The following is a 12,219-nucleotide window of genomic DNA, read 5'->3' as shown; positions in this document are numbered from 1 at the left end:
AAGTTACTTTTAAATAATCTGATATTTTGATATCCTTAGTAAGGATTTAGGAATACATCATACATAGAAAAAGAGGGTTCATCATGGTAAAAGAAACATGGAGATTTATTGATTCAGGCAATCATTCTCCTTCTTTTAATATGGCATTAGACGAAGCTTTATTAGAATGGCATTCTAAAGGAGTTTTTCCGCCGGTTATCCGTTTTTATGGCTGGAATCCTGCTACTTTATCTATTGGATATTTTCAGAAGGTAGAGAAAGAAATTGATTTAGACGCAGTGAAAGAATTGGGACTTGGATTTGTTAGAAGACCGACAGGCGGAAGAGGTGTACTGCATGAACACGAATTAACATATAGTGTTATTGTTTCAGAAGAGCATCCTAATATGCCTAAAACAGTTACAGAGGCATATCGTGTAATTTCGGAAGGCATTTTAAAAGGTTTTCATTTTTTAGATTTGGATGCCTATTTTGCAGTGCCGAAAACAGAAGAGCAGCGAAATAATTTAAAAAGCCCAAGGTCCGCAGTATGCTTTGATGCTCCTAGCTGGTATGAATTAGTTGTGGAAGGCAGAAAAGTTGCTGGAAGTGCACAGACAAGACAGCAAGGTGTAATTTTGCAGCATGGTTCCATTTTACTTGATTTAGATGAGGATAAATTATTCCGTTTATTTAAGTATCCAAATGAGCGTGTTAAAGAGAGAATGCAAAAAGCATTTAAGAGCAAAGCAGTGGCAATTAATGAGTTAACCACAAGAAATATTACCATTGAAATGGCGAAAGAGGCCTTTAAAAAAGGGTTTGAAGAAGGGCTACAAATTCAATTAGAAAACTATCAACTAACAGATGAAGAAGTAGAATATGTTGAAAAAATTGCCAAAGAAAAATATGAAAACGATGAATGGAACTTTAGACGATAACATCCTTAAACACGAAATTCTTTTATTAATGGAATTTCGTGTTTTTTTGTGGACAATTGTTAATGTGAAAAACGAGTATTCGCTTATAAATGCAAAAAAATTTGAGCTATTTTATCAATCGATAAATCGCTCTATTCCAATGGCTTATGCTTTTTTGTATGTTGCAAGTGCAAAAAGAGTTGAAAATCCTTTTAAATAACCTGTTATCTTAATTTCTCTTTCCTTTTCTTTAGAATCTATTTATTTTATCATTTGACAAATAGGTTAACACTCTATCTATATACAATATATAGATGTTTTTCATTTGTTTATATACTATATATTGATTTCACTGTTTTTGTGTGATAGATTTAGGTTATCACATTACTAGACACCTATTGATGGATTTATCCCACTCTTAAACTTCTATAAGGAGAAGGGTAGATATCAACTGTTTGGAAAGGTATGTATGGATCAATTAACCATGATTATGGATAGAAGTTTCTTAATTTAAGTTTAATAGAAATTTTTCATCAATTAGTTAGCATTTTTTTATGAGTGAAGGAGTTGTCTGCATGTCAGTATTGTTAAGCCAGGGTATTAAGTTAAATGTTGAGAAGCTGAATAAGGATATTGCTTTATTTCCGGAGGTCCATCCAATTACCCCAGATATGAAGCTAACATATAAAGGCGTTTCTCGACTGGTAATGCTTGATCGTTATACGTATAAAGATACAGAGAAAATTACATTAACTGCTGGTGATTTTGTGGTTTTAACTATTAAAGAGGATCCTAAGTTTCCCGCAAGAGGACTAGGATTTATTCAAGAAATTGATCATGTCTTAAACACGGCAACAGTGTTAGTAGAAGAAGATTATCGTGGTGTGCTGGAAGGAAAAGAAGCAGAAACAGGTGTTGTCATTCGTTCTTTAGAGGTTATTGAAAAACCACTGGAGCTATATTATGAGCAAATCGCTAAGCGTAATGCAACTGGTCTAGCGTCAGTAGAAAAGACGGAAGAGAAAAGAAAAGAATGGTTCGAAAAGTTTTACCATGAGCTTGTTAATTTGAACTTCATCCCGGCTGGTCGTGTGTTATATGGAGCAGGTGCAGGAACAGATGTTACATATTTTAATTGCTATGTAATGCCTTTTGTTCCAGATTCAAGAGAAGGTATTTCTGAGCATCGTAAGCAGGTTATGGAAATCATGAGTCGTGGAGGCGGTGTAGGAACAAATGGATCTACATTAAGACCGCGGAATACATTAGCCAAAGGAGTTAATGGAAAATCTTCAGGTTCTGTTTCTTGGTTGGATGATATTGCAAAATTAACCCATTTAGTAGAGCAAGGTGGATCTCGTCGTGGCGCTCAAATGATTATGCTAGCTGACTGGCATCCAGATATTATTGAATTCATTATTTCGAAAATGCAAAATCCCCGCATTTTACGGTTCTTGATCGATAATACACAAGATCAAACCATTAAAAAATATGCACAAGATAAATTAAAATTTACGCCATTAACGGAAAAAGAGCGTGCCATGTATCGAGGCATTCTAAATTATAAGAATATCCCTGGCCAAGGTGGTTTTAACGAGGAAATTTTCAGGGATGCAGAAGAAAAGCTTTCAATCGGCGGGACATATTCCGTTCATCAGACAGAATTTTTAACTGGCGCAAATATTTCTGTCTGCTTAACAAATGAATTTATGGAAGCGGTGGAAAAGGATGAAGAATATGCACTTCGTTTCCCAGATGTAGAAAGTTACGATGAGGAGCAAATGCAACATTATAATGAAGAATGGCATAAAGTTGGTGATGTAAGAGAGTGGGAGGCAAAAGGAAATAGAGTTCGTATTTATCGTAAAATGAAGGCAAAGGAATTATGGAATCTAATTAATATCTGTGCAACTTATTCTGCAGAGCCCGGTATCTTCTATATTGATAATGCGAATGAAATGACAAACGCAACTAGCTACGGTCAAAAAGTTGTCGCGACAAACCCATGTGGTGAGCAGCCGCTGGCACCATATAGTGTATGTAACCTTGCTGCTGTTAATCTTGCAGAAATGGCAGATAAAGAAAACAAGACCGTTAATTTTGAGAAGCTTAAGAAAACAGTAGAAGTAGGCGTAAGATTGCAGGATAATGTTATTGATGCCACACCTTACTTCTTGGAAGAAAATAAAAACCAGGCTCTAGGAGAGCGCCGTGTTGGACTTGGAGTAATGGACCTTCATGATTTACTCATATACTGTGAAACAGAATATGGCAGTGAAGAAGGAAATGTCTTAGTAGATAGAGTATTTGAAACGATTGCAACAACTGCATACAGAACATCGATTGACTTGGCAAAAGAAAAAGGCAGCTTCCCATTCTTACAAGCAGAAACAGAAGAGGAAGAAGCGGGATTACGCAATGCTTTTATTCATACTGGCTACATGAAAAAAATGCCTGAGGATATTAGAGACAATATTCTTCAATATGGTATCCGTAATTCCCATTTATTAACTGTTGCACCAACCGGAAGCACAGGTACAATGGTTGGGGTATCAACTGGTCTAGAGCCATACTTCTCCTTCTCTTACTTCCGAAGCGGGAGACTTGGAAAATTTATCGAAGTAAAAGCAGATATTGTTCAAGAATATTTAGATGCACATCCAGAGGCAGACTCAGATAATCTTCCCAATTGGTTCGTTGCTGCAATGGATCTGGCACCTGAGACTCATGCTGATGTACAATGTATCATTCAGCGATGGATTGACAGCTCTATTAGTAAAACGGTAAATGCGCCAAAAGGATATAGTGTAGAGCAGGTTCAGAAAGTATATGAGAGATTATACCGTGGCGGCGCTAAGGGTGGTACGGTATATGTTGATGGTTCACGTGACAGTCAAGTGCTAACATTAAAGGCAGAAGAGAATACATTCGAAGATATACTACTACAAAAACAGGAAAAAACACATGTTGTTCTTGTTGATACAATAAATGAATTGCAATCAACAAACGTAACGATTGGGTCAGAGATAGGCGATACTTGTCCTGTATGCAGACAAGGCGTCGTCGAAGAAATTGGCGGCTGTAATACTTGTACGAATTGCAACACACAATTAAAATGTGGACTTTAATAAATTTTAGATATAGAAAAATGGCTGAATTGAAAACATTCTCCCAAAAAACCTCTTCTTAATATTAATGAAGAGGTTTTTTTATAGCTGAAAGTTGAGAATGAATTTATGTGATACTAAATAGGGACAGGAGAAGTTGCGTAAAAGTAGTATAACAGCTTATAGTAATGAATAGAACTAGGAGAGGATATATTGAAAAACGGTATTCCTCCTAACCATTTTTGAAGCTTGGAGTTGTGCTATTAAAGCGATGAAACTTCTTAAAGGAGTGAAACAGATGAAAACTATTTCGATTTTAATTGCAGATGATGAGGAAGAGATTGCTGATCTGGTTGCAATCCATCTAGAAAAAGAAGGTTACAATTGCGTGAAAGTGCTTAATGGCCAAGATGCAATATTAGCTATCCAGACTCGGTCCATTGATTTAGTGATTTTAGACATAATGATGCCGATAATGGATGGATATGACGTAACTCGCCTGATTCGGGAAAAATATAATATGCCTATCATTTTTTTGAGTGCAAAAACTTCTGATTTTGATAAAGTCCATGGATTAGTGATTGGAGCAGATGATTATATGACAAAGCCATTTACTCCCATTGAATTAGTGGCACGTGTAAATGCTCAGTTACGACGATTTATGAAGCTGAATAATCCAATCGCAAGCACTAATAAAACAATCTTGGAATTTGGTGAAATAGTCATTTCACTTGAGCAACGTACTGTGTTGCTTCAAGGAGAAACGATTGAACTGACACCGAAAGAGTTTGATATATTACATTTGTTAGCCAGTCATCCGAAAAAAGTTTATAGTGTTGAAAATATCTTTCAAAAAGTATGGGGGGATGCATATTTTGAAGGAGCTAATACGGTAATGGTGCATATACGTACATTGAGGAAGAAGCTTGGAGAAGATAAGCGGAAAAATAAGATTATCAAAACTGTATGGGGAGTGGGGTATGCTTTCAATGGCTAAATTTATGCGCAGTTTTCGTGCTAGAATAACTGCATTATTTGCTGCCAGTATGTTTCTGACAGGTATCATCACTTATTTCATTTATAAAGTGTTACAACTTTACTATCATACGATGGTTCAATATGGTGATTCACTAGTACTACTTCGTCAATTCATCAAAAGTATTGGAGATTTTGCCTTCTTCTTTATATTATTTTTCTGCCTGTCCTTATTGTTTTTTTATATACTCACAAAGCCTTATTCAAATTATTTCAAGGATATATCCAATGGAATTCATTATCTTTCTCATGGGCATTTTAAACATAAAGTAATAATCAACTCAAATGATGAATTTGGAGATATTGGACAAGCAATTAATCTGGCTAGCGAGAAATTAGAAGATGCCATACAAAGAGGAGACTTTTCAGAAAGTAGTAAGGAACAGTTAGTTGTAAATTTGGCTCATGATTTGCGTACTCCCTTAACTTCTATTTTAGGTTATTTAGACTTAATCCTGAAGGATGAGAAGTTGACTAAAGAACAACGGAGGCATTTTTTAACGATTGCTTATACTAAATCCCAGCGTTTGGAAAGATTGATTGATGAATTATTCGAAATTACTAGAATGAACTATGGGATGCTGCCAATTGATAAGAAGGAAATTAATATAAGTGATTTACTTCTTCAATTAAAAGAAGAATTATATCCTGTTTTCGAAAAAAATGATTTGATTGCCCGAATAAATATTCTCCCCCGTTTACTTATTTGGGGAGATGGAGAGTTATTAGCTCGTGTATTTGAAAATCTTTTAACTAATGCTATTCGATATGGATATGATGGCCGGTATGTGGACATTAATGGTTTTGTTGAAGAAAATGTAGTAGTTGTTCAGATTGTGAATTATGGAGATAGTATTCCGGCTGAAGAACACCCTTTTCTTTTTGATATGTTTTATACAGGTGATAAAGCACGAACTCAGCAAGAAAATAGCACAGGCCTTGGTTTATTCATTGCAAAGAATATTGTGGAGCAGCATAATGGCACGATAAAAGCTGAAAGTAATTTGATACGTACTGTGTTTGAAGTACGTTTACCGCAGGAAAATGCACCAATTGAAATTTTATAAAGAATTTAAGAAAAATTTAAACTTTACCCTACTCTTTTTTTAAAAAGTTGCCCCTATTCTATTATTTATAAGAATAAGGAGGATTTTAAAATGAAGAAGTGGGGATGTTTATTGTTATTATTAATAGGTGTGTTTTTTTTCTTTGTCTATAAAGAATCTCCTCTTTCAGATAAAATAGTGATTCAAAAAAACAGTGGATATTTAGACAATCGTGCTAACGATGAGGGTTTACGAAAAATAAAGATTTCAAGAGAAATGGTCTTTCAAGGAAATTTGCTTCTGATTAATAAAGAATTTCCGGTTCATCAAGAGAGTATAAAGTCAGATGTTGTCGAGTTATTCAGACATAAAGAATGGACACAGGGATTTGTGCTGTTCGATAATAAAATTAAATTGTCTAAGGAGGTACTCCATAAATTCTCAGAGATGATAGCTGCCGCTAAAAAGGAAGGGGTTAATCATTTTCTAATTAGTAGTGGCTTTCGAGACTTTGAGGAGCAAAATGTTCTGTATCATGATATGGGGGCAGACTATGCTTTGCCGGCAGGCTATAGCGAACATAATTTAGGTTTATCACTTGATGTAGGATCTACACAAATGAAGATGGAGGCAGCACCTGAAGGTAAATGGTTAGAGAATAACGCTTGGAGATATGGCTTTATATTACGTTATCCCAAGGATAAAACAGAAGTTACTGGAATTCAATATGAACCTTGGCACATTCGCTATGTTGGATTGCCGCATAGTGCAATTATGGCGGAAAAGGATTTAGTTTTAGAAGAATACTTAGCTTATTTAAAAGAAGAAAGAAACATTTCTATTACGCTAAATGAGAAAAAATATGATGTCTCTTATTATCCACTCGCAAAAACTACGGATATTCATGTACCAGACAATCTTCACTATGAGCTATCAGGCAACAATATAGATGGTGTTATAGTGACAGTATTTAATGGGGAAACAAATCCTTCTCAGATGGATAGATGAGGGGGATGCAAAATGTGATTAATCCCAAAACTGAATTACATGTAAAAGAAGGCTGTGAAATGCACAGTCTCTCAGACTATAGACAAACTCTTTGAAATTTGAGGTTTTGCCTATGGTCTTTTTTTATGACCTCTTCTAATAAGGTATTTATTTCCGCTACAGGGGTTCGCTTTCCTTGGGTCGAGCGCCGAGCCGCTTCGTCTCATACGCTCCTGCAGGGTCTCAGACTTTCTATCAGCCCATAGGAGTCTCACCCCTTCCGCTCCAATTATTGGTAGAGAAAGTAATGATTTAAAGTAATAACTTCTTTCATTCTTAAATAAAACTCTAAAAAACTTAACTAAATTATCATAAAAATTAAAGTGTAGATATAAAATGTTTTTAATAAAATTAATATTTTGTTTTATTTTTTTCAAAAATATGTTAAACTAATTTTGTGATAAATAGAAAGGAGTGAGGTTGTGTGGATATAAAAGATGTACCAAACTGGATTTTAACATTAGAAATTGAAGATCTTGAATTTATCAAGAAGTTTATTCTAACTTCAGGATCGTTAAAAGAAATTGCCAAAATCTATGAGGTTTCCTATCCAACAGTGAGACTTAAACTTGATCGTTTAATCGATAAAATTAAAATGAATGATGTCTTGGAAAACGAAGAGTTTATTAAATTTATCAAGGGCCTCTCAATTGATGATCGTATAAGTGTGGAAGATGCAAAATTAATTATTGAAAAATATAAAAAAGAAAGGAATGAGAAATAATGGATATAGATTTTTATGGTGTTTTTATTACTGCTGGTATTTTAGCTGTTCAGTTCTTCTTTTCAACTAGAAACAGCATTTACTGGGGAGCAGTTTTACCTTTACTTTATATTGGATTTGTTACATGGATGCTGGCAACAGATCGAATCGAAAGTTTTATTGCATACATCCTTATTCTGTTATTAGGAAGTTTATTTCTTCTTGCAGAATGGAGTGGCGGAAGAAAATATCTTCACGAAAAAAGAAGAAAAGAATTAGATAAAATGAAATCTCATGATATGAAATAGCGAAAGCTTAGTAAAGGTACTTCTGAACTATGTATATTGGTCACGAATAAATACCTAAACAATAATGTAATGGAACTTACATATTATTGTTTAGGTTTATTTCTATTGCGATAGTGAATTCTTCTTTTTAACAAATTCGCAAATGATTGCTAGATTAAGTTATGATTTATACTGTTTTCACCATACATAAACTATAGGGAACAACCGGTTTTTAATAAAAACCAAATGGCGGAACGCCAAAGCCGAAACCAAATGGTGGATAACCCCATCCTCCAACAAATGCTGGACTAAGCAATGCACCAGTTGCAAATCCGCCTAATAATCCTAGTCCAAATCCAAATCCTGGTCTTCCAAACCCTGGTCTTCCAAAACCAAACCCTGGTCTTCCGAATCCTGGTCTTCCAAAGCCAGGTCGAATTCTTCGTAGGTCATTTGTATAAATGTATTGATTTTGCATAACATTTCCTCCTCTTTGTATTTTTGTTTTAACACATATCCTTAAAACAAACTTCATCTTTTTATTAGCTTTTTTGCAAAGGAAAGTGCCTAGATTTTTCTGCTTTCGAAATAGTGTATGTTTCTCAGCGCTATTTTGCTTGATACAAATGCCTAACAAGCATACGGCAATTTTATAATTTAGCTAAAAAGATGCTTATAAAACCACTAACTTTTAACTTGTCTTCTGTACTATTTTTCACTTTGTAATACTAAATTTGAGGTAGGGAGGTGTAGGGATTCCATCTATATCTTTCGTCTTAACCGCTTTTAAAAGGAGTGATTATATGTATATAGACGGGGTATTTTCTGGCGGGGGAATTAAGGGGCTGGCATTAGTAGGCGCCTATGAGGTAGTGGAACAGCGTGGCTTTCAGTTTGCTAGACTAGCAGGAACAAGTGCTGGTTCCATTATTGCAGCCCTAATTGCTGCAGGCTATACAAGCAGAGAGATAGCAAAGCTACTTGAAGAATTGGATTTAAATTCGTTTTTAGATGAAAGAAAGTTATTCATACCCTTTCCCCTTGCAAAATGGTTCTTTCTCTATTGGAAATTAGGACTATATAAAGGGGAGGAATTAGAAAAATGGATAGAAGAAAAATTAGCAGCAAAAGGATTAAGAACTTTTGCGGATATTCCTCATCAAACATTACGTTTTGTCGCTTCAGATATTACAAATGGCGTATTAATGATCCTGCCAGATGATTTACCGAAATATGGTATCAATCCTCAGACATTTTCCATTGCAAAGGCTATTCGAATGAGTTGCAGTCTTCCTTATTTTTTTGAACCAGTGATAATCGGCAATAAGGCAAATAAAAATGTCGTTGTCGATGGCGGTGTATTAAGTAATTTTCCAATGTGGTTATTTGATCAAGAAAATGTATTGAAAACACGACCCGTATTAGGGATTAAGTTAAGTCATAATATCACGGAGCATCCAAAGCATAAAATCACAAATGCCATAGATTTATTTGCAGCAATGTTTGAAACAATGAAAGACGCTCATGATTCGAGATATATTTCGCGTAAACATGAGAAAAATATCATCTTTGTTCCAACTGAAGGGGTTTTAGCAACAGAATTTGCGCTTACGAAAGAGGATCAAGCGAAGTTAATACAACTAGGGAGAGATTGTGCCATGAAATTTTTTAAATCATGGGCTTATTAAATAGTTCTTTAAAGAGGTGTATCGCTATTGATAAGAATGTTAAAAAGAAGAATCGAGCCTTTATAAGGAAGCTCGATTCTTCTTTTTGCTCTTCTTGCCTTCAATAACAGTCAAATGAGCAGTGCTTTTACTTCTTTTATGCTTATTTGCTTTTATGGAAGAGGTTTTTGTTGATTGTTGTTGTCCAGAAGATGATCTGTCTTTTGTCTGTAGCCTTTTCTTTGATTGCTTTGCAGCTTTTAGAAAAGCTTTTTGCTCTCTTTTTTGGGGACTAGATGTACTTAAATGGCGATAAATGAACCATATAATGCCACCGACAGCAACCATCACAACAATGTTTAGAAAAAATCCACTAGGATTCTTAATTAAATTTACAGTTAGACCAATGAAAGCAAGGAAAATGATACTTCCAAATAAAATAAGTGAAAATCGGTTCTTCAAAAAAGCCACCTCCCTAAAAGCATGATGAGCATTTTTTCTAACTTTTAAACTATTAATAAGAAAAGTTTATTCAAAAAAGGTTAAATTGTTCACTTGAAAAAGTTTTCAGAAAAAAGATTTTTCGTATTGGTAGGGATAATACCCATTAAAAAAGGGATAATCCCTTTTTAAAGATAATACCCATTACTTCTATTTATTCAATCATTTGTTGTTGATAATTGTGCTTCAGTTTCTTCCTCGCGTCTTTTTAATTCATTGAAGGAAAGTATCGCTACTTCTACTTGATCATCACTTGGTTCTTTTGTCGTTAATAATTGCAGCCATAGTCCAGGTAAACCAAGATATTTTAACACAGGAACGTCTCTTAATTTATTCGTGATTTGAAGTACTTCAAATGAAATCCCGATAACTACTGGAATTAAAGCAATTCGGATTAATACTCTTTCTAATAGATTTTCTGGATAGAAGAATAGATAAAGAAATAAACCAACTATTACGGTAAAAAGGATAAAGCTTGATCCACAGCGATAATGTAATCTAGAAGCTGCTTGCACATTTTGCACAGTCAAGTCTTTCCCATTTTCATATGCGTTAATTACTTTATGTTCAGCTCCATGATACTGAAATACCCTTTTTATAATGGGAGTGAGGGAAACAAAGTAAATATATCCAAGTAAAAGAATTAGTTTAAACAAGCTTTCTAACAATATTTGGGCAACATGACCAGAAATGATAGGCATAAATAAAGCTGCTAAAAAGGTTGGAATAAGCGTGAAAATGAATTTTCCGAATAGAAAGGATAGGACTCCGAGAACAGCTACCCCTAAAATCATCGATAATTTAGAAGGTTCTTGTTCTTCTAATTTATAATCTTCAGAAGGATCTAAATCAAATCTGTCTGTTGAGAAATTTAAATGTTTTGTTCCATTTCCACTCGATTCAATAATGGCAATAAGCCCTCTTAAAAATGGAATTTTTTTTAATCTTGTAAGCTTTTCATTATACGTTCTTGGAAGATGAAAGTAATCTACAGACTGATCTTTTCGTCTAATCGCGGTGACATAATGATGTTTACCACCAAACATTACACCTTCTACAACAGCTTGGCCTCCGTATAATGGTTTTTGTTCACTTGACATGTATAATTACACCAACCTCAGGATAAATTAGGTGAAAACAACAAGCTTCCTATAAAAGGGAAGAATATGAAGGTTGTAAATTCCCCTATTACTATATTACTAAAAAATTCAAAAAACCACTAGCAGGACATTCCTTTCTTTCATATTACTTTGTTCAAAAAGATGTTAAAGAGATATTTTGCAAGGAAAGAAAAGGAATGGGACATACTAATATTCGGAGGTGGACAGGATGGGTAATCAACAAGATTCACATGAAAAAGAAAGACCAATGTCTTTTATTTCATTAGTAATTTGGACAGGAATGTTTGGCGGAATATTCTGGACGTTTATCGGTTACATAGGATATATTTTTAATTTTACCGAATTACGCCCTAATTTTATTTTAGAACCTTGGGCGATTGGGAGCTGGAAATATGGATGGCTTGGAACGATCATAAGCTTCATTGCCATAGGTTTTTTCTCCACTGGAGCAGCCTTTGCCTATTATTTAATATTAAGAAAATTTAAAACCATTTACATTGGCATGGGGTACGGTATTGCTTTGTTTGTTTGTGTTTTTGTTATTTTAAATCCCCTTTTTCCAAGTATGGCACCTTTTTTGGAATTAAAAAGAGATACAATCATTTCGTCAGTTTGTTTATACGTTTTATATGGGGTATTTGTGGGAACTTCAATCTCTTATGAAGAAAGTGAAATTCAGTTGAAAAAATATAAAGACAAAAAAGCAGTTACGAATATGACAGGGAACGAAGGGGATTAAACCTATAGAATATTGAAAAGGGCAAACGAACTCTGATTTTTTCAGTTTTTTAAGATGTTTTTTGGAT

13 protein-coding genes are annotated in these 12,219 nt (G+C 34.4%); 10 read left to right on the top strand and 3 right to left on the bottom strand.

All coding sequences use genetic code 11. The features are described from left to right. Window positions 1-83: 83 nt before the first annotated feature. The 8 genes from NX902_RS15755 (at window position 84) to NX902_RS15720 (ending at window position 8,145) form a co-directional block, all read left to right on the top strand. Window positions 84-920: a lipoate--protein ligase family protein gene (locus tag NX902_RS15755; RefSeq protein ID WP_095332791.1), complete on the top strand. Its 837-nt coding sequence runs from the start codon at window positions 84-86 to the stop codon at window positions 918-920. Beyond that, complete coding sequence (locus NX902_RS15750; protein ID WP_164464132.1) at window positions 889-1,119, top strand: hypothetical protein; 231 nt, start codon at window positions 889-891, stop codon at window positions 1,117-1,119. Before NX902_RS15755 ends, NX902_RS15750 begins: the two co-directional genes overlap by 32 nt. Before the next feature lie 355 nt (window positions 1,120-1,474). Continuing rightward, window positions 1,475-4,027 (top strand): vitamin B12-dependent ribonucleotide reductase, encoded by a 2,553-nt coding sequence (locus tag NX902_RS15745; protein ID WP_341160836.1) that lies wholly within the window; start codon window positions 1,475-1,477, stop codon window positions 4,025-4,027. Between the two features lie 277 nt (window positions 4,028-4,304). Further along, window positions 4,305-5,003, top strand: coding sequence for a response regulator transcription factor (locus tag NX902_RS15740; protein ID WP_095332797.1), 699 nt, complete (start codon window positions 4,305-4,307; stop codon window positions 5,001-5,003). Next, window positions 4,996-6,108 (top strand): HAMP domain-containing sensor histidine kinase, encoded by a 1,113-nt coding sequence (locus NX902_RS15735; RefSeq protein WP_341160835.1) that lies wholly within the window; start codon window positions 4,996-4,998, stop codon window positions 6,106-6,108. The genes NX902_RS15740 and NX902_RS15735 overlap by 8 nt, the downstream gene beginning before the upstream one ends. A gap of 90 nt (window positions 6,109-6,198) precedes the next feature. Next, window positions 6,199-7,095, top strand: coding sequence for a VanY-A/VanY-F/VanY-M family D-Ala-D-Ala carboxypeptidase (vanY, locus tag NX902_RS15730; protein ID WP_095332799.1), 897 nt, complete (start codon window positions 6,199-6,201; stop codon window positions 7,093-7,095). A 463-nt stretch (window positions 7,096-7,558) separates the two neighbouring features. Continuing rightward, window positions 7,559-7,858, top strand: a complete 300-nt coding sequence (locus NX902_RS15725) for a DUF2089 family protein (protein WP_095332801.1) — start codon at window positions 7,559-7,561, stop codon at window positions 7,856-7,858. Next, a complete protein-coding gene (locus NX902_RS15720; RefSeq protein WP_047941163.1) occupies window positions 7,858-8,145 on the top strand; it encodes a hypothetical protein in 288 nt (95 codons plus the stop codon). The genes NX902_RS15725 and NX902_RS15720 overlap by 1 nt, the downstream gene beginning before the upstream one ends. Window positions 8,146-8,356: 211 nt before the next feature. Here the strand turns inward: NX902_RS15720 and NX902_RS15715 are convergent, their stop codons facing one another. Further along, a complete protein-coding gene (locus NX902_RS15715) occupies window positions 8,357-8,602 on the bottom strand; it encodes a spore coat protein (RefSeq protein ID WP_123257924.1) in 246 nt (81 codons plus the stop codon). A gap of 325 nt (window positions 8,603-8,927) precedes the next feature. Here NX902_RS15715 and NX902_RS15710 point away from each other — a divergent pair, with 325 nt between their 5' ends. Further along, on the top strand, window positions 8,928-9,812 hold the full coding sequence (locus tag NX902_RS15710; RefSeq protein ID WP_095332804.1) for a patatin-like phospholipase family protein: 885 nt from the start codon (window positions 8,928-8,930) through the stop codon (window positions 9,810-9,812). 60 nt (window positions 9,813-9,872) lie between these two features. Here the strand turns inward: NX902_RS15710 and NX902_RS15705 are convergent, their stop codons facing one another. Then, window positions 9,873-10,262: an SA1362 family protein gene (locus NX902_RS15705; protein WP_235850335.1), complete on the bottom strand. Its 390-nt coding sequence runs from the start codon at window positions 10,260-10,262 to the stop codon at window positions 9,873-9,875. A gap of 188 nt (window positions 10,263-10,450) precedes the next feature. Next, on the bottom strand, window positions 10,451-11,392 hold the full coding sequence (locus NX902_RS15700; RefSeq protein WP_095332808.1) for a DUF1385 domain-containing protein: 942 nt from the start codon (window positions 11,390-11,392) through the stop codon (window positions 10,451-10,453). A gap of 229 nt (window positions 11,393-11,621) precedes the next feature. Between NX902_RS15700 and NX902_RS15695 the strand changes: the two genes are divergently transcribed. After that, on the top strand, window positions 11,622-12,152 hold the full coding sequence (locus tag NX902_RS15695; RefSeq protein ID WP_123257923.1) for a YqhR family membrane protein: 531 nt from the start codon (window positions 11,622-11,624) through the stop codon (window positions 12,150-12,152). The last annotated feature ends 67 nt before the right edge of the window (window positions 12,153-12,219 follow it).

It is taken from the genome of Niallia sp. FSL W8-0954, from assembly GCF_038005605.1.
Classification (GTDB): domain Bacteria; phylum Bacillota; class Bacilli; order Bacillales; family Cytobacillaceae; genus Niallia; species Niallia circulans_A.
The sequence above is the reverse complement of the archived record's forward strand: the minus strand, read 5'-3'. Positions and strand labels throughout refer to the sequence as shown.

What these genes read in the sequence shown, in the direction of transcription:
- NX902_RS15755 (WP_095332791.1), top strand. Translation starts at nt 84, where the DNA reads ATGGTAAAAGAAACATGGAGATTTATTGATTCAGGCAATCATTCTCCT.
- NX902_RS15750 (WP_164464132.1), top strand. Translation starts at nt 889, where the DNA reads ATGAAAACGATGAATGGAACTTTAGACGATAACATCCTTAAACACGAA.
- NX902_RS15745 (WP_341160836.1), top strand. Translation starts at nt 1,475, where the DNA reads ATGTCAGTATTGTTAAGCCAGGGTATTAAGTTAAATGTTGAGAAGCTG.
- NX902_RS15740 (WP_095332797.1), top strand. Translation starts at nt 4,305, where the DNA reads ATGAAAACTATTTCGATTTTAATTGCAGATGATGAGGAAGAGATTGCT.
- NX902_RS15735 (WP_341160835.1), top strand. Translation starts at nt 4,996, where the DNA reads ATGGCTAAATTTATGCGCAGTTTTCGTGCTAGAATAACTGCATTATTT.
- vanY (WP_095332799.1), top strand. Translation starts at nt 6,199, where the DNA reads ATGAAGAAGTGGGGATGTTTATTGTTATTATTAATAGGTGTGTTTTTT.
- NX902_RS15720 (WP_047941163.1), top strand. Translation starts at nt 7,858, where the DNA reads ATGGATATAGATTTTTATGGTGTTTTTATTACTGCTGGTATTTTAGCT.
- NX902_RS15715 (WP_123257924.1), bottom strand. Translation starts at nt 8,602, where the DNA reads ATGCAAAATCAATACATTTATACAAATGACCTACGAAGAATTCGACCT.
- NX902_RS15710 (WP_095332804.1), top strand. Translation starts at nt 8,928, where the DNA reads ATGTATATAGACGGGGTATTTTCTGGCGGGGGAATTAAGGGGCTGGCA.
- NX902_RS15700 (WP_095332808.1), bottom strand. Translation starts at nt 11,392, where the DNA reads ATGTCAAGTGAACAAAAACCATTATACGGAGGCCAAGCTGTTGTAGAA.
- NX902_RS15695 (WP_123257923.1), top strand. Translation starts at nt 11,622, where the DNA reads ATGGGTAATCAACAAGATTCACATGAAAAAGAAAGACCAATGTCTTTT.